Here is a 21114-nt window from a genome sequence, read left to right as displayed (position 1 = left end):
TCTCATGACTGTTGTGCCGTGAGATACCCCCCTCTGCCCTGCCGGGCATCTCCCCCACAGGTGGGGAGATCGACTCGTGGTGAGGTCTCCGCCAAACAATGAAGGTGAAGTGAGCGGCGGCCCCTAGCCAATCTCCCCCCTTGTGGGGGAGATGTCCGGCAGGACAGATGGGGGTATTCCACGGCACACCCTCTCCAAAGGCACACCGAACTCCCACACCTCAAGCCGCCGTCGAAGCCACAACGCCCCCGCCCGCAATCAACCTGTTGGCCTCGGCAAGCGGCATCGGCTTGCCCAGCAGATACCCCTGAACCTCGTGAAACCCCTCCTGGCGCAACCGCAGCAGCTGCGCCTCCGTCTCGATCCCCTCGGCGAGCGTCGTCGCGTTGAAGCCCGAGCCGATGCCGACCACGGCGCGGACGATCGCCAGGTTGCCGGGATCGGTGTCGATGCCGGCGATGAAGCTGCGGTCGAGCTTGATCTTGTCGAAGGCGAAGGCGCGCAGATAGCTGAAGGAGGAATAGCCGGTGCCGAAATCGTCGATGGCGATGCGGATGCCTAGCTCCTTCAGCGACTTCAGGAGCGGCAGGCTCTGGCCGACATCGGCGAGGAAAACCGATTCCGTGATCTCGATCTCCAGCCGCTCCGGCTGCAGGCCGCTCTCGTCGAGCGCCGAAACGACGCTGGCAAGCAGACCGGTGTGGCGGAACTGGCTGACCGAGAGATTGACGGCAATCTTCAGGTTCAGGGGCCAGTCCGCCGCCGTCCGGCAGGCTTCGCGCAGCACCCACTCGCCGATCGCCACGATCAGCCCGGTCTCCTCGGCGACGGGAATGAACTCCATCGGCGGGATCAGCCCGCGCTCGGGATGGTTCCAGCGGATCAGCGCCTCGAAGCCGCCCAGCCGGTCGTTTTCCAGCTGCACGATCGGCTGGTAATAGAGCTCGAACTGGTTCTTCTGCAGCGCCTCGCGCAGTTCCGCCGTCAGCATGTGCCGGCGTTCCGCCTCGAGCCGCATCGACGGCTCGTAGAAGCGGTAGGTCGAGCGGCCGCTTTCCTTGGCGGCGTAGAGCGCGAGATCGGCATGCCGCATCAGCACGTCGTCGTCCTCGGCGTGATCGGGCGCCAGAGCGATGCCGATGCTGCAGGTCACATGCTCGTTGACGCCGTCGAGATCGAAGGGAGAGGACAGTGAGGCGAGCAGGCGCTCGGCGAAACGCTCGATGCAGCCGGGCTCCCTGAAGCCCACCACCAGCGCGAACTCGTCGCCGCCGAGACGCGCCACCAGATCGCCCTCGTCGGCGAGATCGGTCAGCCGCCCGGCCACCTGGCAGAGCAGCGCGTCGCCGGCCGCGTGGCCCTTGCTGTCGTTGATATGCTTGAAGTGATCGACATCGAGATAGAGCAGCGCCACCGGCTTGTCGGCGGTGGCGCAGGCGGAAGCGCGCTTGATATGCTCGGCGAAAGCGGCGCGGTTCGGCAGGCCGGTGAGGACGTCGTGCATGGCCATGTAGGCGAGCCGCGCCTCGACGGAGCGCTCCTCGGTCACATCCTGCGAAATGCCGAGCAGGTAGCGCGGGGGCGCTGCCATCGGGCGACGGCAGGGCGCGCTTGACGGTCCTCAAGATCCGCTGCTGGCCGTCGGTGCGCTGCATCGTCTCTTCGAAGCTGATCGCCGCCGGCGCCGCGAAGGCACGGGCATCCTGCTCGCGAAACGCCGCGGTCTGGTCCTTGTCGAAGAAAATGCGATCGCTGTGGCCGACCACGTCGAGAGACTGACGGCCGACGATGTCGCCGCAGGCTTCGTTGAAGAGGATATAAAGACCATCGGCTTCCATGTCCTTGACGAACACGCCGACCGGCAGATTGTCGACGATGCTGTCGAGCAGCGAGCGCGTGTCGCTGATCTCGCGATGCGCGGCATTGACCTCGGTGCGATCCTGCACGATGGCGAGGATCGCGTCGCGGCCGTTGAACCGAACGCCGCGCCCGTAGGTCAGCACCTCGAGCATGGTGCCGTCGGCCTTCAGATGCGTCCAGCGCTCGGCCCGCTCCATGTCGGAGCGCGCATGCACGGCGGCGATCATCCGCTGGCGCTCGTGCGCCGGGCGGATGTCGAGCACGGTCATGCCATCATAGACCTCGCGCGAGTAGCCATAGAGATCGACGGCGGCGTTGTTGACGATCAGGAAGCGCAACGTATCAGGGTCGTAGACCCACATCGGCGACGGATGGGTTGCGAACAGAGACTGGAAATCATCATTGGGCGTATCGGTCGAAGCGAATGCTCTCTGAATACCTGTCATCGGCGATGTCACATGAATTTGATGGCTGATTTCACCAGTAATAGTGAAAAAAGCTAAATAAAATCAGAATCATAGTTCGCACAAACTTTAGGCGAACCGCCCTCGCCATGGGCATCGGCAACCGCTTGTCATGACGTTTCGCAGCTTTTCTTCACACCTTGGAAAGGTCTGCCCAAAGATCGACCAGCTCAATGGCGGCTATGCTCGCATTGCCCGTGATCGGCCAGAACCTCGATCACCCGGCACTCATCGACACGGCCGTGGCCGCATCCGGCGACCATCGCCTCCAGTTCCACCTTGAGCGCCGTCAGGCTGCGGATGCGCTGCTCGACATCGACGAGCCGCGCCTTGGCAATCGCATCGGCCGAAGCGCAGGGCTGGTTGGGATCGTCCTGCAGCGTCAGAAGCGTGCGGATCGCATCGACCTCGAAACCGAGTTCGCGCGCATGGCGGATAAACGCCAGCCGCCGGATATCGGCACGCTCATAGGAGCGCTGATTGCCCTCGCTGCGGCTCGGCACGTTCAGCAGCCCTATGCCTTCATAATAGCGGATCGTCGGCACCTTGACGCCACTCTGGCGCGATGCCTCGCCGATGGTGATCCTTCTCATCACGCGCTCCTTTAACTCTCTAGTCTCTAGAGTAATATGGGAGGGATACTTGTCAATGACAAGCAAGCGATCGATGAACGATCTGGTCGATGTCGGCTTGCGGCTCTACCGCTGGTTTTGACTTTCCCTGCGCCAGTGCGCCGTGACCGCGAGGACAAAGCCCGGCCCGCCTTCCGTGCGGGGCGTTGACAGCCTGAAGCTGCAACCGAAGGCAGCGATTGTCACATTCTGGAACCTATCCCTTTCTCGCGCGTTTGTCGCTGAGGAGGAGAAGCACCATGACCAATGATTTCAATCGTCCGAATGCCGCGAACACCCCGCCGGCGAAGAGTTCTTCGAAGACCATGTGGGTTGCAATCGCACTTCTGGTCGTCATCGTCGCCCTGGCGGCGACCTATTGGCCAAGGGGTGCATCCGCTCCCACGGCATCCGCGCCAAGCGCGACGGCACCGGTAACCGAACCCGCGGCCCCGGCAACACCGCCTGCCTCGCAGGCCACGCCTCCGGCCGCGACGCCACCGGCAGCCGATCCCGCGACCCCGGCCCCGGCAACGCCAGCACCCGCGACACCAGCGCCCGCAACGCCGGCTCCCGCGAACCCGCAGTAAAAGCCGGATCAATCGCAGACGAGGGAAAGCCCGCCGGTTCAGGCGGGCTTTTTCGTGCGAGGCCGTCTTTCAGGCAAGGCCGATGCTTGCTCCAGGCGTCAGTTCTGGCCGGCTTTCAGCACCCGGTGCGTGCTGTCATCGAGGGCATTGCCCATCTGGCGCCCGTCCTTGGCCAGCCCGTTGGCGGTATTGGCGCAGGAAGACAGGGCAAGCATCGAGGTGAGCGCGATGGCGACGGCAAATCGTGTCATGAAAATCTCCCTAGTGTTCGGAATAGTGAAGTGGTCGGCCGGAACGGCACGCAATCAGACAGATAGCGCCCGCCCCTACGCGATCAACGCCGCCGCGAGAGCCCGAAACAGAAAACCCGGCACAGTCGCCTGCGCCGGGTCTCTTCACATCTTCCCTGGGAGGAAAGCTCAATCAACTGCAAATACGAGCGGCTTGGCCTGTCGGATTGCCGGATTGGCGGTCAATTTTCCAAGCACCTCGTCGCTGACGGGGCCGTCGACATAGAGCAGCGCAATCGCGTCGCCGCCCTGCTCGCCGCGGCCGAGCTGGAAGTTGGCGATGTTGACGCCGGCGGCACCCAGCGTCGTACCGATGAAGCCGATCATGCCGGGAACGTCGGTATTCGAGATGTAGACCATGTTGGCGCCGACGTCGCCGTCGAGGTTGATGCCCTTGATCTGGATGAAGCGTGGCTTGCCGTCGGAGAACACCGTGCCGGCCACCGAGCGGGTCTGCTTGTCGGTCTTGACCGTCAGCTTGATGTAGCCGTCGTAGACGCCGGTCTTGTCGCGCTTGACCTCGGCGAGCACGATGCCCTTTTCCTTGATCATGATCGGTGCCGAAACCATGTTGACGTCGGCGACCTGGTTGCGAATGAGGCCAGCCAGCAGCGCAGACGTCAGCGCCTTGGTGTTCATCGTCGCGGTCGCGCCGTCGTAGAGGATCTCGATTTCCTTGATCGGATCGTCCGAAACCTGGCCGACGAAGGCGCCGAGAACGTCGGCGAGCTTGATGAACGGCTTCAGGATCGGCGCTTCTTCAGCGGTGATCGACGGCATGTTGATGGCGTTGGAAACGGCACCCTTGACCAGATAGTCCGACATCTGCTCGGCGACCTGAAGGGCAACGTTTTCCTGCGCTTCGGTGGTCGATGCGCCCAAGTGCGGCGTGCAGACGACGTTGGGCAGGCCAAACAGCGGGCTTTCCTTGGCGGGCTCGACCTCGAACACGTCGAAGCCTGCGCCGGCGACATGGCCGGACTTGATGGCTTCGGCAAGTGCCGCTTCGTCGACCAGGCCACCACGGGCGCAGTTGATGATGCGGACGCCGGGCTTGGTCTTGGCGAGATTTTCCTTGCCGAGAATGCCGCGCGTCTTGTCGGTCATCGGCACATGCAGCGTGATGAAGTCAGCCTTGGCGAGCAACTCGTCGAGCTCGACCTTGGTGACGCCCATCTCTTGCGCGCGCTCGGCCGAGAGGAAGGGGTCGTAGGCCAGAACATGCATGCCGAGACCGATGGCCTTCTTGCAGACGATGCCGCCGATATTGCCGGCGCCGATGACGCCGAGCGTCTTGCCGGTGATTTCGACACCCATGAACTTCGACTTTTCCCACTTGCCGGCCTGCGTGGAGGCGTCGGCCTGCGGCAGCTGGCGGGCAACGGCGAACATCAGAGCGATCGCGTGTTCGGCGGTCGTGATCGAGTTGCCGAACGGCGTGTTCATGACGATGATACCGCGGCGCGAGGCGGCCGGGATATCGACGTTGTCGACGCCGATGCCGGCGCGGCCGATGACCTTGAGGTTGGCCGCGGCCGCGATCAGCTTTTCCGTCGCCTTGGTGGCGGAACGGATGGCGAGACCGTCGTAATTGCCGATGATTTCGGCGAGCTTGTCCTTGTCCTTGCCGAGCTGCGGCTGGAAATCGACTTCGACGCCGCGATCACGGAAGATCTGGACGGCGGTTTCCGACAGTTCGTCGGATACGAGAACGCGAGGTGCCATTGGGGGCTTCCTTCAAAAAGGTTCAACGATGGAATGTAATCGGGATTGCGAGGCTCCGCTTCGTGAGCGGAGCCGGATGCGATCAACTCAGGCAGCAGCCTGGGAAAGCGTCGCCTTCTGGGTCGAAAACGCCCAGGAGAGCCACGGCATCAGCTTCTGCATGTCAGAAGTTTCGATCGTGGCGCCGGCCCAGATGCGTAGGCCCGACGGCGCGTCGCGGTAATGGCCGATGTCGTAGGCGACACCTTCCTTGTCGAGCAGGCTGACGATGCCCTTGGCGAAGTTCGCCTGGCCGTCGGCGTCGAGCGCCAGAACGTCCTTGTCGATGATCTTCAGGCAGACCGAGGTGTTGGAAGCCGTCTCGGCCTTGACCGCCAGGTTGGCGATCCAGTCATTGGCGGCGACGAAGTCGGCGATGACCTTGGCATTGGCGTCGGCGCGGGCCATCAGGCCCTTCAGGCCGCCGACATCCTTCGACCATAGCAGCGCATCGATATAATCCTCGACGCAAAGCATCGACGGCGTGTTGATGGTTTCGCCGGTGAAGATGCCTTCGATCAGCTTGCCGCCCGAGGTCATGCGGAAGATCTTCGGCAGCGGCCAGGCCGGTGCGTAGGTGGTGAGACGCTCGACGGCGCGCGGCGACAGGATGATGACGCCATGAGCGCCCTCGCCGCCGAGAACCTTCTGCCAGGAGAAGGTGACGACATCGAGTTTGGCGAAATCGAGGTTCTGCGCGAAGGCGGCGGACGTCGCGTCGCAGATCGTCAGGCCCTTACGGTCGGCGGGGATGAAATCGCCATTCGGGACGCGAACGCCCGAAGTGGTGCCGTTCCACGTGAAGACGACGTCGCGGTCGAAATCGATGGTCGAGAGGTCGGGCAGATCGCCGTAACCGGCTTCGATCTTGCGCACGTCCTTCAGCTTCAGCTGCTTGACGACGTCGGTGACCCAACCGGCGCCAAAGCTTTCCCAGGCGACCATGTCGACGCCGCGCTCGCCGAGCAGCGACCAGAGCGCCATTTCGACGGCGCCGGTATCGGAAGCGGGCACGATGCCGATGCGGTAATCCGCAGGCACTTCCAGAATTTCACGAGTGAGATCAATGGCCTGCTTGAGCTTCGTCTTTCCGATCTTCGCGCGGTGCGAACGGCCAAGCGGCGCGTCGGAAAGGGCTTCGAGCGACCAACCGGGGCGCTTCGAGCAAGGGCCAGAAGAAAAATGGGTGTTGTTCGGACGGACGTCCGGCTTCGCGGTGGCAGTGGCCATATGTATACCCTTCCAGGTAATTAGCCTCTCGTTGGGGAGAGGTGTCCCGCCGTCGGATGTATTCCTGCTCCCTGTCGCAGTCAAGCGGAAAATCGTCGGTACCGGACAACGGGTATTGGGACGCCGATTGGCGATCACGGAAACGTGACGAATGACAATCGCGCGCTTGACGCAGATCAAACCGACCACGGCAGAATTGAAGCATCACTGATCCGTAAGCAAACACAGGACATCAGAAAGAGTGATTGCCATGAATGCCCCGACCACTTTTTACAGCACCAAGAACAATTTGATCATTCCATTCATGTGCGGCTTCTACGATCGCGTCGCCGAGCCCTTCGCATGGGCGGCGTTGCGCATCGCCGTCGGCGGCATGCTTGTCATCGAGGGTTGGCAGAAGATCAGCCATCCCTTCGCCCAGGTGGGATTCGTCGAGAATATCGGCTTCTATCCCGGATGGCTGTGGTCGCCGCTCCTGGCCGGCCTGCAGTTCTTCGGCGGCTTTCTGATCGCGATCGGCCTGTTCACCCGTCCGCTGGCGCTGGCCAACACCGTGATGCTGGCCATCACGCTCTGGTTTCACTTCGCCAATCCCTACGGTTCGGAATTCCTGACACCGGCCGGGGTCGAGGCGTTGAAGAGCGGCGCCACCGAATACTTCACGCCCGCGGCCATGAAGCGCCTCAGCGACGGCGGCGGCGCCTTCCTCAGCGCCGTCCAGACCAAGGCCGAACTGGCCTCGCTCTTCTGGACCGGCGGCGCCGGCCTGTTCGCGGCCTTCGGCGGCGGCGCCTTCTCGGTGGACCGTACCTTGCTCAAGAAGGAATTCTGATCCGGCTTGAACGATCGCCCGAAACGAAAAAAGCCGCCCGGCGATTGTCGGGCGGCTTTCTTTTGATGCTGTCTGTTATTTGTAGACCGGCTGCTGCAGCGGAATTTCCGGAGGCGGCTCGTAGGACGCCGTCTGGCAACCGCCGAACATGTAGCGGGCGCCGACGCGTGCTTCGTGAATGTTGAAACCCTTGTCGCGGCCCGGGCCGCCGTTCAGGTTGTAGCCGAACATGTCGCCGCCATTGACGCGCAGGTAGCGGTAGCCGACGTCGGCCTTGACGTTGCAGGTCACGTCGATCGACGCACCGGCCATCAGGCCGTAGCTGAAGCGCCAGCTGCCCTTGCCGCCATGGGTGACGGTGGGATCGCAACCGATGCCGCTGCCGCTGGTGTCGCAAGACGTGTTGTTCAGGTCCTTCCACTTGACGTAGGTGCCGCCGATGCCGGCGCCGACGTAAGGCGTGACGTAGCCATAGGTGCCGAGATCGACATAGGCATTGGCCATCAGCGACCACGCGGTCATCGAGGAAATGTCCGTGGAGGAGCACGAGAAGGAGCATGCGCCGCCGCCGACACCGGCGCCGCCGCCGATAGTCGACCCCTTGAAGTCGGACTTGCCGAGGTAGTCGAGCGTCAGGTCGGTGCGCAGGTAGCTGTTGATCTGGTAACCGACACCGCCGCCGATGGTCCAGGCGTCATCGATATCGGCACTGTCGAAATCGACTTCGCTGGCATTGCTGCCCTGGAAATATTTCGCGCCACGCAGATCGTTGAAGCCGTAGCCGACGTCGCCGCGCAGATACCAGCCCGTCGCTTCGGTCACGGTGACTTCCGGCGGGGCGATCGGTTCGGCGGGCGCGAGGTCCGCGGCGTAAGAATTCGAGGCAATGAGCAATGCGGCGAAGACGCCGGACAAACTTCTCTTCATGGATCCCACTCCAAGGTTCGACGCCTGGCAGGATCGAACTCCGCCAGTTGAATACGTTTCGGTAAGGATAATGAAGTGGAAACGTTAAGCGCTGCTTAACTGTAATTGTGAAACATCGCCTTTTACTCAAAGGCACTATCAAACCGCTGATATAGTTCGCATTTTATTCATGCAACGGCCATCCGTGCCGAACGCGGCGATGGCCGCCGAAGCGCCGATAAAATCGCCCGGGTTAACAAAGTTAATAGCGGTTCCGGCCGCAAGGGCGTAGGGTGCATCGTCGGTCAGGACTTTAAGGCAATGACCGCTTGGGAGTTACTAAGCGCTTCCGCCCCCTTATGGAGGTGCGCCCATGTCGAAGCTCAATAGAGCTATTTCGTTCGAAGATGATCTGTCGCCCGTGTTCGAGGCCCTGTCGCTTTGGTGCAGGGAGCAGAAATTCGGGGCCGACAGCCTTCAGGCTGCGCAGCCGCATCCAGGCTGCTCGACTTCTTCGAAGACGGTGCCATCACGACACCAGCGCTTCTCGAGCTCATGCGTCGGGACGTGATCTGACGAAATCGCGATGAAAATGAAAATGCCCAGCTAAAGGCTGGGCATTGGAATGCTTGTTGACGGTGCCTGACGCGTGTCAGGCGGCCGTGCGCACGCTCGAGATCGTTCCGATCAGGTCGTTGACGATGCGCTCGATCTGGCTGCGATCGTCGCCCTCCGCCATGACGCGGATCAGAGGCTCTGTGCCGGACGGGCGGATGACCAGGCGCCCGCTCTTGGCGAGCTCGGCTTCGGCTTCGGCGATCGCCTGCTGTACATGCAGGTCTTCCAGCGGCTTGCCGCCGGAATAGCGCACGTTGCGCAGGAGCTGCGGCACGGGCTCGAAGCGGCGGCAGATCTCGCTGACCGTCTTGCCGGTACGCTTGACGGCGGCAAGGATCTGCAGCGCCGCCACCAGACCATCGCCCGTCGTGCCGTAATCCGACAGCACGATATGGCCGGACTGCTCGCCACCGACATTGTAATTGTTGTTGCGCATGTGCTCGACCACATAGCGGTCGCCGACGGCCGTGCGCACCAGGCCGAGGCCCTTGCCCTGCAGGAAGCGCTCGAGCCCGAGATTGGACATCACGGTGGCGACGATGCCGTTGCCGCGCAGCTGCTGGTTGTCGGCGTAGCTCTCGGCGATCACGGCCATCAGCTGGTCGCCATCGACGATCGCGCCGTTCTCATCGACGATGATGACGCGATCCGCGTCGCCATCGAGCGCGATGCCGATATCGGCGCGCACTTCGTCGACCTTCTTCTGCAAGGCCACCGGGCTGGTGGAGCCGCAGTTGAGATTGATGTTGGTGCCGTTCGGCTCGTTGCCGATGACGACGACTTCGGCGCCCAGCTCCCAGAGCACGGCCGGTGCCACCTTGTAGGCGGCGCCGTTGGCGCAATCGATGGCGATCCTCAGCCCCTGCAGCGTGACGTCGCGCGGCAGCGTGCGCTTGGCATGCTCGATATAGCGGTCATGCACGCCATCGACGCGCTTGGCGCGGCCGATATCGTCGGACTTGGCCAGCTGCGAGGTCATGTCCTTTTCGAGCAGGTCCTCGATCTGCATTTCCAGATCATCCGACAGCTTGTAGCCATCCGGGCCGAAGAGCTTGATGCCGTTATCCTCGTAGGGATTGTGCGAGGCGGAGATCATCACGCCGATATCGGCGCGCAGCGAGCGCGTCAGCATGGCGACGGCGGGGGTCGGGATCGGGCCCAGAACGAAGGCGTCGATGCCGGCTGCGGTGAAGCCCGCGACCATGGCGTTTTCAAGCATGTAGCCGGAAAGCCGCGTATCCTTGCCGATGACGACCCGGTGTCGATGGTTGCCGCGCCGGAAGATCGTGCCAGCCGCGATACCGACCCGCATGGCGAGATCCGGCGTCATCGGAAACACGTTGGACTGACCGCGAATACCATCAGTGCCGAAATAGCGTCTTTTCATGTGCACCCCTGTGCCTTGAGCGCGCGTCACGCGGCGCATCGTCTTAATCGCAATTTGCACGCCTGCGCGTGTTCCCTCGCCAGTGAGGCCTTCATTGAGGCCACCTTATGTCAGCGGAATGCCACAAATCGCGGCAGCCATCACGTCAATTACCGAGAAAATCGATTATATCCCGTTACCAACGAAAAAGGCCGGACACCACCTCGGGTGTCCGGCCTTCTCATGATTTCCAAAGAAAATCAGTGTGGTTGCGGCTCCATGCCGCCTTCGGCCTCGTCGCCCTTGGCCGGACGCGTGCCGGTCTTCGGCACGGCCGAGCCGCGGCTCGGAGGCGTGTCGTCACCGAGATCACGCGACGGCTTTTCACCGCGAATCAACGCCTTGATCTCCTCGCCGGTCAGCGTCTCGTATTCGAGCAGGCCTTCGGCGATCGCCACGAACGCATCGTGGTCGTCGGTCAGGATACGGCGCGCTTCGGTGTAGGCTTCGTCGATCAGCTTGCGAACTTCCGAATCGATGGTCATGGCCGTCGCTTCCGATACGTTCTTCGACTGCGAAACCGAGTGGCCGAGGAAGACTTCCTGCTGGTTCTCACCGTAGGAAACCTGGCCGAGCTTGTCGGAAAAGCCCCACTGGGTGACCATCGCACGGGCAAGCTTGGTGGCCTGCTCGATGTCGGACGATGCGCCCGATGTGATGTTCTCCTTGCCGAACGTCAGTTCTTCGGCGACGCGGCCACCCATCATGATGACGAGGCGCGACACCATCCACTTGTAGCTCATCGAGTAGCGGTCGCCCTCGGGAAGCTGCATGACCATGCCGAGTGCACGGCCGCGCGGAATGATCGTCGCCTTGTGCAGCGGATCGGCCACCGGAACCTTGAGCGCCGTGATGGCGTGGCCGGCTTCGTGGTAGGCGGTCAGCTTCTTTTCGGCTTCGGTCATGGCGGACGAGCGGCGCTCGGCGCCCATCATGATCTTGTCCTTGGCGTCTTCGAATTCCTGCATGGTGACGACGCGCTTGTTGCGGCGCGCGGCCATCAGGGCGGCTTCGTTGACGAGGTTCATCAGATCGGCACCGGAGAAGCCGGGCGTACCGCGAGCCAGAACCTTGAGATCGACGTTCGGCGCCAGCGGCACGTTGCGGGCGTGAACCTTGAGGATGCGCTCGCGGCCGACGATATCGGGGTTCGGAACGACGACCTGGCGGTCGAAACGGCCCGGACGCAGCAGTGCCGGATCGAGAACGTCGGGGCGGTTGGTCGCCGCGATCAGGATGATGCCCTCATTCGCTTCGAAGCCGTCCATCTCGACCAGCAGCTGGTTCAGCGTCTGTTCGCGTTCGTCGTTACCGCCGCCGAGACCGGCGCCACGATGACGGCCGACGGCGTCGATTTCGTCGATGAAGATGATGCAGGGCGCGTTCTTCTTGGCCTGCTCGAACATGTCGCGAACGCGGCTTGCGCCGACACCGACGAACATTTCGACGAAGTCGGAACCGGAGATCGTGAAGAACGGCACATTGGCTTCGCCTGCGACGGAGCGCGCGAGCAGCGTCTTACCGGTACCGGGAGGGCCGACCAAGAGCACGCCGCGCGGGATCTTGCCGCCGAGACGCTGGAACTTCTGCGGATCGCGCAGGAACTCCACGATTTCCTCGAGGTCCTGCTTGGCTTCGTCGACGCCGGCGACGTCATCGAACGTCACGCGGCCATGCGCTTCGGTGAGAAGCTTTGCCTTCGACTTGCCGAAGCCCATCGCGCCGCGCGAACCACCCTGCATCTGCCGCATGAAGAACAGCCAGACGCCGAGGATGAGAAGCATCGGCAGCAGGGTGCCGAGATAGCTCAGGAAACCGGACGAGCCGTCGGTTTCCGGACGAGCCGAAACGAGGACATTCTTCGTCTGCAGGCGATCGAGCAGATTGTCGTCGACGACAGGCGTATAGGTCTGGAAGGTGGTGCCATTTTCAACATAGCTGCCGGAGACGCGGTTACCCGTGACGACGACTTCCTTGACGCGGCCCGCATCCACTTCACGCAGGAACTGCGAATAAGGGATATCGCGGGAGCTGGTCTGCGCCGGCGACGTCTGGAACATACTGAAGAGGGCAATCAGCAAAAGCGCTATGATTGCCCACAAGGCGAAATTACGTAAGTTAGGGTTCATCGAACTCCCCAGCACTGGAACGACCGCCTCATGGCGACCGCTTTATTTGGCTTCTAACATAGGATTGCGTCAGGCGGTTGCCAAGGCAAACCCATCAGTTAGATGGTTTTTCCGTCAATAAGACCTAAAGGCGGTTTTGGATAGGGGCGTGTTCCAAAGGCTGCCGCGAGGCTGGCGGCGAACTTGACGTCCAATCGTGTCAAAAAACGGTCAAAGAGCGCGAAATAGGGCACGACCTCGATCTTGCCGGCGAGATCGGCCGACGGATCGGCCGCCAGGATGCGCGGTTGCGCCGCAGCGGCTCTGGCGAGCGTGCTTTTGGGGAGGTTTTCGGGTGCGGGCATGGCGGCAGGTCGCGCTCCGGCTCTCTCGGTGCCTCGCTCCTCTCTGACTGTTTCGGCGACGGCCTCCTCTCCACCCTCATTCCTGTGCTTGTCACAGGAATCCAGCAACGGCGCGTCCGCGCCGTGAGAGACTCTTTTGTGCCCAAGGACTTGGGCACGCTGGATTCCTGTGACAAGCACAGGAATGAGGGAGCGTGAGTTAGGCGCTTGGTGCCCTACTGCAGCATCAGCACTCGCGGCCGCTTCAGTCTCTGCAGAAGCTTTGGCGGCCAAAGCATCGCCAGCAGCCGCCACCGTCACCTCAATGTCAGACCTGTTCGCCACCACGAACCGCCCATCCCAAACGCCACGCTCTCCGGCCCCAACCGTCAGCGGCAACAGCCCCCGCGTCTCCCGCGCCAGATACAATCCATCGCGCCTGAGATCGAACACCACCCGCCCCGCCGTCATCCGGCCGAGCCGGCCTGCGGCAAGAAAGTCGAGCACCGCGCCGATCTGCTCCGCCCCTAGCGCAAACGCCTGCCCGCCAATCACGGCCGCCAGCCGCGCAAGTCCATGCCCGAGCACCGCGCGGTCGCCGGAGAGCCCGGCAACGCCGACCCGCGCCAGCATCCCCGCATGCACATCGACATGCGCATCGACCCACCCGGCAGCAGCCTCGTCGAGCGCCATCCGCGAAGCCGTCATCGCCTCGATCTCGGCGACCGAGATCCCCTCGCCCGCCAATGCCTGGCGCGTCCGCACCCGCTCGTACCTCGTGTCCTCGTTGCTTGGGTCATCGCTCCAGCCGATACCACGCAGCTCCAGCATCGCGCGAATATCCGCCCGCAGCGACGAAAGCAGTGGCCGCGCGATCCAGACGCGGCGGTCAAACAGCATCGCGTCGGCGATTCCGGTCATGTTGAGGGCCGAGCGCTGGCCGCGCATGGCAAATGTCTCGCGCTGATCGTCCAGCGTATGGCCGGTCACGATGATGTCGGCGCCGAACTCGGTCGCCGCCTCGGCGAGCAGCGCGTAGCGGGCGTCGCGTGCCGCGGCCATGATGCCGGCCTTCGGCTTGGCGCCGCGCCAGACCTTGATGACATGAGGAATATCGAGCGATCGGCAAAGAGCGGCGACATCGCGCGCTTCATCGGCCGATTGCGGGCGCAACGCGTGATCGACAGTCGCGGCACAAAGAGAAATTGCGGAAGCTGGTTCGGCCTTCAGCGCATCGAAGAGCGCGATCAGCAGGCCGGTGGAATCGCTGCCGCCCGAGATCGCGACGAGAATGCGCGAGGGCTGGTCAAGCGAGGAGAGAAAGCGGCGTGTCGCCGTCTCGAGAGGTAGGATACCGTCCGGGCGCAAGACCGGAAAACCTTAGCAGGAAAGACGCTTCTGTTCGCTGGCGACCTTGGATATGACGGCGCGCGATGCCTTCGGGTAACGCTTCGGCACTTCCCGGAGCGTCGCGCAGGCGGTTTCGGTATTGTCGAGAGCGGCCAGCGACATGCCGAGCTTGAGCAGCATTTCCGGCGCCTTCTCGGAGGTCCCGTACTTCTGGTGCGCGTTCAGGAAGGTCTTGGCCGATTCGTTGAACTTGCCCTGCGAATAGAGCGCCTCGCCGAGCCAGAAATTGGCGTCCGCCGAACGCGAGCTGTTCGGATACTGGCGGATATAGGCGTTGAATTCCTTCTCGGCGGTCGCGTAGTCGCCGGCAAGCACAAGGCCATAGGCGGCCTTGTACTGATCCGATCCGCTGCCGAGCGAGGCCGTCTGCGAGCCGGCGCCGCCGACCGGCGGCAACGGGCTGGAGCCGACCTCGGCGCCCGGATTGACCGAACCGCCGATCGGGTTGCCGTTCTGGTCGAACTGCATGGAACCGAGCTGCTGCGGCGGCTGGCCGAGGCCGGTATTCTCGGGAACGTCGGTCGAGGGCGCCGTTTCGGGTGCCCTCGAGGCCTGGATGGTGCGGGCGACATCGTCGCCACCACCCTGGCCCATTCCCTGGCCCTGCGCCGTCTGGTTGGAAGCCGGGATATCGGCTTCGCTTTTCTTCATCGGCTTGGCTCCGCCGCCGGCGCTGCTGGCGCCGCCCTTTTCGAGCTCCTGGAAGCGGAATTCATTGTCTTCCTGCGCCTTGCGGATCGTCTCCTGCATCTGCAGCAGCTGGAAGCTCATTTCCTCGATACGACCGTTGAGCTGGCGAAGCTGGTCTTCGAGCTGCTGGATGCGCACTTCCGGGCCGCCGGCCTGAACGTTGATAACAGGCGCCTGCGCGGGCGCCTGGCTTGCTGCCTTGCTTCCTAAATGCAAGCCGAATAGCGACGACGCGTTCGCCGACGGGCCAACCCCGGCCACCGTTGCGAGGCAGAGCATGCCCGCCACGACAAATTTCTTCATTTGGTTCGTCCTGTCCCAGTGATTCTTCGCGCCTCGATGGCACGAACAGGAGATTTTTCCAATTGCTTTCAAAAAGCAACGGAGTTCGGCCAAAGTGTGGTCAAAAAGAAAAGGCGGCCCGCGATGGAGCCGCCTTTCCGATTTGTAATGAAACCCGGCTTTTGCCGCCGGATCGGCAATTACATGCCGGCGCCGCCGAGAACGGTAACGGCGCGACGGTTCTGCGACCAGCAGGAAATGTCGTCGCAGACGGCGACCGGGCGTTCCTTGCCGTAGGAGATCGTCTTCATGCGCTGAGCCGGAACGCCGCGCGAAGCGAGATAGTCCTTGGCGGCGGCGGCACGACGAGCGCCGAGAGCAAGGTTGTATTCGCGCGTGCCGCGTTCGTCGGCATGGCCTTCGACCGTGACGGCGTACTTCGGATAACGGCCGAGCCACTGAGCCTGACGGTCGAGCGTCTGGGCGGCGTCGGCGCGGATCGAGGTCGAGTCGGTGTCGAAGAAGATGCGGTCGCCGACATTGACGGTGAAGTCCTGGGTCGAGCCCGGCGTCGCGGCGCCTGCGCCGAGGCCGAGGTCACCGGCGCTGTTGGCCATGTTCTTTTTGTTGGCGCAACCAGCCAGTGCCAGACCGGCGACGAGCGCGATCATGACCGGGTTGCGGGCGAAGTTCTGCATGCGGCTCACTGCCGGGGTATGAATTCGGCTCATGGCCGGTCTCCTTGCGACTTGATTAGGGTTGCCGGACTGTAACCGTTCTCGGTTAATCGGCTTTCAACAACTATGGTTAACGAGTGGTTGATTCGGCCCTCTGCCGCCCAATTCGTAGATTTTTGAGGCGACAAGAAGGCAGGCATCCAAACTTCCTACTCCAGAAGCGGCGACCAGGCCGGGTCCGAAGCGTATGCGGGGGTCTTGATCATCTGCTCGTTGTAGCCGGTCAGATCGATCGAATAGAGCTGTGGGCCACCTGCGCCCGCCGCCTGGCGGAAGAACATGATGACGCGTCCGTTCGGCGCCCAGGTCGGGCCCTCATTGTGGAAGCCCGTGGTCAGGATGCGCTCACCCGAACCATCCGGCTTCATCACGCCGATCGAGAACTTGCCACCCGACTGCTTGGTGAAGGCGATGAGATCGCCGCGCGGAGACCAGACCGGCGTGGAATAGGAGCCGTCGCCGAACGAGATACGCGTCTGGCCGGAGCCGTCGGAATTCATCTTGTAGAGCTGCTGGCGACCGCCGCGATCGCTTTCGAACACGATCTGGCCACCGTCGGGCGAATAGGATGGCGAGGTATCGATCGCCGCCGTCGAGGTCAGGCGGGTCGTGGTGCGCGAACGCAGGTCCATCGTGTAGATGTTCGCATTGCCCTCCTGCTGCAGGCTCATCACCACCTTCTGGCCGTCGGGCGAGAAGCGCGGCGAGAACGTCATGCCGGGGAAGTTGCCCACCACTTCGCGCTGTCCGGTCTCCAGCTGCAGCAGATAGACGCGCGGCTGCTGGTTGGCGAACGACATGTAGGTGACTTCCTGCCGGTTCGGCGAGAAGCGCGGGGTCAGAACCAGGTCGCTGCCATTGGTCAGCATGCGGACGTTGAAGCCGTCCTGGTCCATGATCGCCAGCTGGCGCTTGCGCTGCTGCTTGCTGCCGGATTCGGAGACGAAGACGACGCGGGTATCGAAATAGCCTTCTTCACCGGTGATCTGCTTGTAGATCGCGTCGGCGATGATGTGGGCCACGCGGCGCCAGTTTTCCGGCTGCGTGTAGAACTGCTGTCCGGTCATCTGGGTGCCGCCGAACGTGTCCCAGAGGCGGAACTCGGCGCGAAGGCGGCCGTCGGCCTCCTTCGTGACGCGGCCGGTGACCAGCGCCTGCGCGTTGATGACCTTCCAGTCCTCGAAGCGCGGCGCGCCGTCGGGATTGGAGATCTTCTCGATGAAGGCGTTCTTGTCGATCGGCTTGAACAGGCCCGAGCGCTGCAGATCCGCGGCGATAACCTGCGAAACCTGGGCGCCCATGTCGCCCTGGAAGTCGGTAATCGCGATCGGCAGGGGCTCGACATTGCCCTTGTTGATGTTGATTTCGACAAGCGCGTGCGCCGGCGTGGCGATAACCGCGGCGCTCATCATGCCGACGGCGACCATCAGGGCGCGGAAAAGGGAACACTTGGTCATTGAGCACAAGCCTTTCAGCATTTTAAAGGGCTAGATCGCTGGGGTCGAAATTGACGATGACTTCGCCCCAGGCGTCGTATTTGTCTTTTGGCAGATTGGAAAACGGCGAGGACTTCATGACGGCGCGCTTGGCGCCGCTGGCAAGCGCCATGCGGGTCGCCTCGTTCGTGCCGCCGATGGCCTCGACCTCGGGCGAACCGACGATGTTGCCGTCGGGATCGAGCTTCATGCGCACCCTGATGCGAACGTCGCCGGCGCCTTCCATGCCGGGAATGACCGACCAGTTGCCGGCGATCGCGCTGCGCAGCGCATCCATTTCGCTCATCGACAGCTTGGACCCGCCGGTCGCCTTCTTGGCGCCGAGCGATGCCTCTTCGGTCGAGCTCTTGGCGCCGCCGTTCGACGGATCCTGCTTGTTGAGAAGGGCCGAGATATCGTCGGCGTTGAAGTCGCTCTGCTGCGAGGACGAGGCCTTGGCCTTTTCCTGCTTCTTGTCGGACTTCTTCTTGTCGGACGGCTTCTCTTGGGTCTGCGCCTTGTCTTCCGTCTTCTTCTCCGGCGGCTTTTCGGCCGGCTTCTGTTCCGGCGGCTTCGGCTGCGGCTTGATCACCGGCGTCGGCACCTTGTCCGGCAATGCTTCCGCATCCGGCTTCGGCGGCTCGGGCATGTCCTGCGGCTTTTCCTCGGCCTTGGGCGGCGTCGGTGTCGGCGCGATCTCCGGCTTCGGCGGCGTGATCGACGCGACCTGGCTCGGCTCGACCGCCGTATCCTCCTTCATGATCTCCTTCACCTCGTTGGGCACGGGATCATTCTGGGGAAGCGGCTTTTCGGATGCCTTGGGAGCCGCTGCCGACTCGTTGTTGCTCGGCTTGGCGTTCGGAATCGGCGGCGTCTTCAGGTCGACCTTGTTCTCGCCCATGTTCTCGGCATTGGCCACATTGGTCGGCTTGGAGGTCGGCTTCGGCGCCGGCTTGTCGCTCGGCTTGGCCGTCTTGTCGCCCTGCTGCAGCTGCGTCAGGTCCTCGACAGGCACGAGGTTGACGGGCATGGCCTCGAAATCCTCGACCTTGAAGTCGGATGGCGAGCCGATCGAAACCAGCAGCCAGGCGACCACGGCGGAATGCAGGACAGCAGATGAGACGAGACTGGCCTTCATAGGTCTACTACGGGCCCTTCTTCTCTTGGGTGACCAGACCGATGTTCTTGAAGCCGGCACCCTGGATACGCGCCATGACATCGGCGATCACGCCGTAAGGCGCGGCCGAATCGCCACGAACGAAAATGCGCTCGTTGTAGCCGGTGGTGGCGATCGCCTCGAGCTTGGCGGCGATTTCCTCGACCGGGATCGGCGTTTCCTGCAGGAACGCGGTGCCGTCGTTCTTGACGGAGATCGTGATCGGCTGCGTTTCGGAATTCAGCGCCTTGGCCTGCGTTTCCGGCAGGTCGATCGGCACGCCGACGGTCATCATCGGCGCGGCGACCATGAAGATGATCAGAAGCACGAGCATGACGTCGACGAGCGGCGTCACGTTGATTTCGGAAATGGCGCCACCTCTGTGGCCACCGCGACGACGCCGGCGGTTGCCACCGCCTCCGCCACCGCTTGGAGCACCCATACCCATGTCGTTCTCCCCGTGTCCGTCGTTTACTGCGCGGCCTGGCGTGGCTGCAGCTTCTCGTCGATTTGGCGCGAAAGGATGGCGGAGAATTCATCCGCGAAACCTTCCATGCGCGCCGAGAGCTTGCCCGCGTCGGCGGAGAATTTGTTGTAGGCGATAACCGCCGGGATAGCGGCCACGAGACCGATCGCGGTTGCGAGTAGCGCCTCGGCGATACCCGGCGCGACGACGGCGAGGTTGGTCGACTTCGAACCGGCGATGGCCTGGAACGATGTCATGATGCCGACGACGGTGCCGAACAGACCGATGAACGGGCCGGCCGAACCGATCGTCGCCAGCGAGCCGAGACGCGCCGTCAGCCCTTCGGCTTCACGCGCCAGCGTCACGTCCATGGCGCGGTCGATACGCATCTGCAGGCCGATCGGCGAGCGCGCGCCGCGCTCGAACGACTTCTTCCACTCGCGCATGGCGGCGACGAAGATCGAGGCGAGGCCGGTATTGTTGCGTTCCGACAGCGAGCGGTAGAGTTCTTCGAGCGACTGGCCCGACCAGAAAACCTGCTCGAACTTGTCGAACTGCCGGCGTGCGCGGGCGAAGGCCAGATACTTGTCGATGACGATCGCCCAGGTCCACACGGACGCCGCGACCAGCCCGAGCATGACCAGCTTGACGACGAGACCTGCCTGCATGAACAGCGACCAGAGGCTGACGTCCGTCGTTGCTGCTGCCAATCCTACTTGTTCCATTGATCCAAAATCCCCGAATCCAAACGCCCGGCACTTGACCGGGCGGCACAAAATGATCTCGCAAGATATGTCTGGCTGCCGCCGCCTAAAGCCTTGGTCAAGCTTCCAAGCTCTTATCCGCCTTCCTTGCCGTCAAATTTGGTCAAAGGAAGGCGTGCACCGCACAAACTCTGACAATCCGAGTAAGACACTATTATCGTTAATAGTTCGTTAGCGCCGGATCATAAAAGGCTGACTATTGGCGAGAGGATGATCCCTTGGAATACTTGGCCAGATCTCTAATCGATGACCAAAACCGCACAAATCTTGCGCGCGGCAATTCCTTCACATGAAAGTCATGTTTTTGCAAGCAGCGTTTTCAGAAAACTGCCATGTCGTCAGGGCTGAGCAAGATCACGCCCAACGGCGCGAAATGACGGACATTCGACGTGACAACCGTCAGATTGCGCACCGAAGCCGTTGCCGCGATCAGCACGTCAGCCAAGCCCGGCCTTTGCCCAACTGCCTCTGCCTGCTCCTCGATCGTACCGGCCGCCATCGCGATATCCGCGTCGACAGCCAGAACGTGATCGCCGAACTGACCCGTCAACCCGGAAAGCCATTCCGCGAGCTTGGCGGCCCTCGCATCAGCGCCTTTGCGTTCCAGCTTTTTGATACCGCGCTGGATTTCGGCGATGGTTATGGCCGAGAGATAGAGCGCTCCTTCGGCACCCCGTTCAAATATCCAGTCTCGAAGGCCGGGTGAGATTGCCGGCCGACCGGGCGCGAACAGCGAGATGACGTTTGTATCGAGCAGGTAACCAGTCACAGCTCGATATCACGCATGCCGGACGTGTTCCGACGCAGATCGAGGTCATCGTCGAGACCGCCGGGAAATGACATCAGATATTCGCCAAGATTGAGCTTCGTCCTGGCAAGCGCCTTCTTCGCCTCCTCCGCCGCTTCAAGCGAAACGATAGCGGCGACCGGCTTTCCGTGCCGAGTAATCGTCACGAACTCGCCGCTCATCGCTTCATCGACGAGACTGGAGAAGGTTGCCTTTGCATCGCGAAGCGTAACTGTCGTCATCGAGACCTCAGTGTGACCACAAGTAACTACATAGCAGTCCGCTCGAGAAATTTCAATGAACC

18 protein-coding genes and 1 pseudogene are annotated in these 21114 nt (G+C 62.6%); 2 read left to right on the top strand and 17 right to left on the bottom strand.

The window, feature by feature from the left end:
* Nucleotides 1-220: 220 nt before the first annotated feature.
* Nucleotides 221-2306: pseudogene (locus P3R82_RS29375) on the bottom strand (EAL domain-containing protein).
* Between the two features lie 188 nt (nucleotides 2307-2494).
* Nucleotides 2495-2917, bottom strand: a complete 423-nt coding sequence (locus P3R82_RS29370) for a helix-turn-helix domain-containing protein (protein WP_183900499.1) — start codon at nucleotides 2915-2917, stop codon at nucleotides 2495-2497.
* A gap of 278 nt (nucleotides 2918-3195) precedes the next feature.
* Between P3R82_RS29370 and P3R82_RS29365 the strand changes: the two genes are divergently transcribed.
* Complete coding sequence (locus P3R82_RS29365; protein WP_183900498.1) at nucleotides 3196-3525, top strand: hypothetical protein; 330 nt, start codon at nucleotides 3196-3198, stop codon at nucleotides 3523-3525.
* 98 nt (nucleotides 3526-3623) lie between these two features.
* Here P3R82_RS29365 and P3R82_RS29360 read toward each other — a convergent pair whose 3' ends face one another.
* The 3 genes from P3R82_RS29360 to P3R82_RS29350 all read right to left on the bottom strand — a co-directional run bounded on the left by P3R82_RS29360 (nucleotide 3624) and on the right by P3R82_RS29350 (nucleotide 6809).
* Complete coding sequence (locus P3R82_RS29360; RefSeq protein WP_183900497.1) at nucleotides 3624-3776, bottom strand: entericidin; 153 nt, start codon at nucleotides 3774-3776, stop codon at nucleotides 3624-3626.
* Between the two features lie 168 nt (nucleotides 3777-3944).
* Nucleotides 3945-5540 carry a phosphoglycerate dehydrogenase gene (gene serA / locus P3R82_RS29355; protein WP_283196305.1) on the bottom strand — a complete coding sequence of 532 codons (1596 nt, stop codon included), beginning with the start codon at nucleotides 5538-5540 and terminating at the stop codon, nucleotides 3945-3947.
* A gap of 87 nt (nucleotides 5541-5627) precedes the next feature.
* Complete coding sequence (locus P3R82_RS29350; RefSeq protein WP_283196304.1) at nucleotides 5628-6809, bottom strand: phosphoserine transaminase; 1182 nt, start codon at nucleotides 6807-6809, stop codon at nucleotides 5628-5630.
* A 250-nt stretch (nucleotides 6810-7059) separates the two neighbouring features.
* On the opposite strand from P3R82_RS29350, the gene P3R82_RS29345 reads away from it, so the two are divergent.
* Nucleotides 7060-7641: a DoxX family protein gene (locus P3R82_RS29345; RefSeq protein WP_283196303.1), complete on the top strand. Its 582-nt coding sequence runs from the start codon at nucleotides 7060-7062 to the stop codon at nucleotides 7639-7641.
* Nucleotides 7642-7716: 75 nt separating this feature from the next.
* On the opposite strand, the gene P3R82_RS29340 is transcribed toward P3R82_RS29345, so the two are convergent.
* The 12 genes from P3R82_RS29340 to P3R82_RS29285 form a co-directional block, all read right to left on the bottom strand.
* Complete coding sequence (locus tag P3R82_RS29340) at nucleotides 7717-8568, bottom strand: outer membrane protein (RefSeq protein WP_283196302.1); 852 nt, start codon at nucleotides 8566-8568, stop codon at nucleotides 7717-7719.
* A gap of 631 nt (nucleotides 8569-9199) precedes the next feature.
* Nucleotides 9200-10552: a phosphoglucosamine mutase gene (glmM, locus tag P3R82_RS29335; RefSeq protein WP_183900491.1), complete on the bottom strand. Its 1353-nt coding sequence runs from the start codon at nucleotides 10550-10552 to the stop codon at nucleotides 9200-9202.
* Nucleotides 10553-10791: 239 nt separating this feature from the next.
* Nucleotides 10792-12720, bottom strand: coding sequence for an ATP-dependent zinc metalloprotease FtsH (gene ftsH, locus P3R82_RS29330; protein WP_113200111.1), 1929 nt, complete (start codon nucleotides 12718-12720; stop codon nucleotides 10792-10794).
* A gap of 98 nt (nucleotides 12721-12818) precedes the next feature.
* A complete protein-coding gene (gene tilS / locus P3R82_RS29325) occupies nucleotides 12819-14411 on the bottom strand; it encodes a tRNA lysidine(34) synthetase TilS (RefSeq protein WP_283196301.1) in 1593 nt (530 codons plus the stop codon).
* Between the two features lie 12 nt (nucleotides 14412-14423).
* Nucleotides 14424-15446 (bottom strand): tol-pal system protein YbgF, encoded by a 1023-nt coding sequence (gene ybgF / locus P3R82_RS29320; protein WP_283196300.1) that lies wholly within the window; start codon nucleotides 15444-15446, stop codon nucleotides 14424-14426.
* A gap of 179 nt (nucleotides 15447-15625) precedes the next feature.
* Complete coding sequence (gene pal, locus P3R82_RS29315) at nucleotides 15626-16156, bottom strand: peptidoglycan-associated lipoprotein Pal (RefSeq protein ID WP_283196299.1); 531 nt, start codon at nucleotides 16154-16156, stop codon at nucleotides 15626-15628.
* A gap of 155 nt (nucleotides 16157-16311) precedes the next feature.
* Nucleotides 16312-17619 (bottom strand): Tol-Pal system beta propeller repeat protein TolB, encoded by a 1308-nt coding sequence (tolB, locus tag P3R82_RS29310; RefSeq protein WP_283196298.1) that lies wholly within the window; start codon nucleotides 17617-17619, stop codon nucleotides 16312-16314.
* Nucleotides 17620-17641: 22 nt separating this feature from the next.
* Nucleotides 17642-18775 (bottom strand): hypothetical protein, encoded by a 1134-nt coding sequence (locus tag P3R82_RS29305; RefSeq protein WP_283196297.1) that lies wholly within the window; start codon nucleotides 18773-18775, stop codon nucleotides 17642-17644.
* A 7-nt stretch (nucleotides 18776-18782) separates the two neighbouring features.
* Entirely contained in the window at nucleotides 18783-19241 is a 459-nt protein-coding gene (tolR, locus tag P3R82_RS29300) for a protein TolR (protein ID WP_026283221.1), read from the bottom strand.
* Between the two features lie 23 nt (nucleotides 19242-19264).
* The gene (gene tolQ, locus P3R82_RS29295; protein ID WP_183900484.1) at nucleotides 19265-19984 is read right to left on the bottom strand and encodes a protein TolQ; all 720 of its coding nucleotides are present in this window, start codon (nucleotides 19982-19984) and stop codon (nucleotides 19265-19267) included.
* A 358-nt stretch (nucleotides 19985-20342) separates the two neighbouring features.
* Nucleotides 20343-20792: a type II toxin-antitoxin system VapC family toxin gene (locus P3R82_RS29290; protein ID WP_283196296.1), complete on the bottom strand. Its 450-nt coding sequence runs from the start codon at nucleotides 20790-20792 to the stop codon at nucleotides 20343-20345.
* A complete protein-coding gene (locus P3R82_RS29285; RefSeq protein ID WP_283196295.1) occupies nucleotides 20789-21052 on the bottom strand; it encodes a type II toxin-antitoxin system prevent-host-death family antitoxin in 264 nt (87 codons plus the stop codon). The genes P3R82_RS29290 and P3R82_RS29285 overlap by 4 nt, the downstream gene beginning before the upstream one ends.
* Nucleotides 21053-21114: the final 62 nt, after the last annotated feature.

This window comes from Rhizobium sp. AN80A, from assembly GCF_030053015.1.
In the GTDB taxonomy this organism is placed as follows: domain Bacteria; phylum Pseudomonadota; class Alphaproteobacteria; order Rhizobiales; family Rhizobiaceae; genus Rhizobium; species Rhizobium metallidurans.
This window is presented reverse-complemented; position numbering and strand designations above follow the sequence as displayed.

Bases quoted from the DNA above. Each gene is read 5' to 3' on its own strand.
- P3R82_RS29365 (WP_183900498.1), top strand. From the start codon at position 3,196: ATGACCAATGATTTCAATCGTCCGAATGCCGCGAACACCCCGCCGGCG.
- ftsH (WP_113200111.1), bottom strand. From the start codon at position 12,720: ATGAACCCTAACTTACGTAATTTCGCCTTGTGGGCAATCATAGCGCTT.
- tolB (WP_283196298.1), bottom strand. From the start codon at position 17,619: ATGACCAAGTGTTCCCTTTTCCGCGCCCTGATGGTCGCCGTCGGCATG.
- serA (WP_283196305.1), bottom strand. From the start codon at position 5,540: ATGGCACCTCGCGTTCTCGTATCCGACGAACTGTCGGAAACCGCCGTC.
- P3R82_RS29340 (WP_283196302.1), bottom strand. From the start codon at position 8,568: ATGAAGAGAAGTTTGTCCGGCGTCTTCGCCGCATTGCTCATTGCCTCG.
- tolR (WP_026283221.1), bottom strand. From the start codon at position 19,241: ATGGGTATGGGTGCTCCAAGCGGTGGCGGAGGCGGTGGCAACCGCCGG.
- P3R82_RS29360 (WP_183900497.1), bottom strand. From the start codon at position 3,776: ATGACACGATTTGCCGTCGCCATCGCGCTCACCTCGATGCTTGCCCTG.
- glmM (WP_183900491.1), bottom strand. From the start codon at position 10,552: ATGAAAAGACGCTATTTCGGCACTGATGGTATTCGCGGTCAGTCCAAC.
- pal (WP_283196299.1), bottom strand. From the start codon at position 16,156: ATGAGCCGAATTCATACCCCGGCAGTGAGCCGCATGCAGAACTTCGCC.
- tolQ (WP_183900484.1), bottom strand. From the start codon at position 19,984: ATGGAACAAGTAGGATTGGCAGCAGCAACGACGGACGTCAGCCTCTGG.
- ybgF (WP_283196300.1), bottom strand. From the start codon at position 15,446: ATGAAGAAATTTGTCGTGGCGGGCATGCTCTGCCTCGCAACGGTGGCC.
- P3R82_RS29305 (WP_283196297.1), bottom strand. From the start codon at position 18,775: ATGAAGGCCAGTCTCGTCTCATCTGCTGTCCTGCATTCCGCCGTGGTC.
- P3R82_RS29285 (WP_283196295.1), bottom strand. From the start codon at position 21,052: ATGACGACAGTTACGCTTCGCGATGCAAAGGCAACCTTCTCCAGTCTC.
- P3R82_RS29370 (WP_183900499.1), bottom strand. From the start codon at position 2,917: ATGAGAAGGATCACCATCGGCGAGGCATCGCGCCAGAGTGGCGTCAAG.
- P3R82_RS29345 (WP_283196303.1), top strand. From the start codon at position 7,060: ATGAATGCCCCGACCACTTTTTACAGCACCAAGAACAATTTGATCATT.
- P3R82_RS29350 (WP_283196304.1), bottom strand. From the start codon at position 6,809: ATGGCCACTGCCACCGCGAAGCCGGACGTCCGTCCGAACAACACCCAT.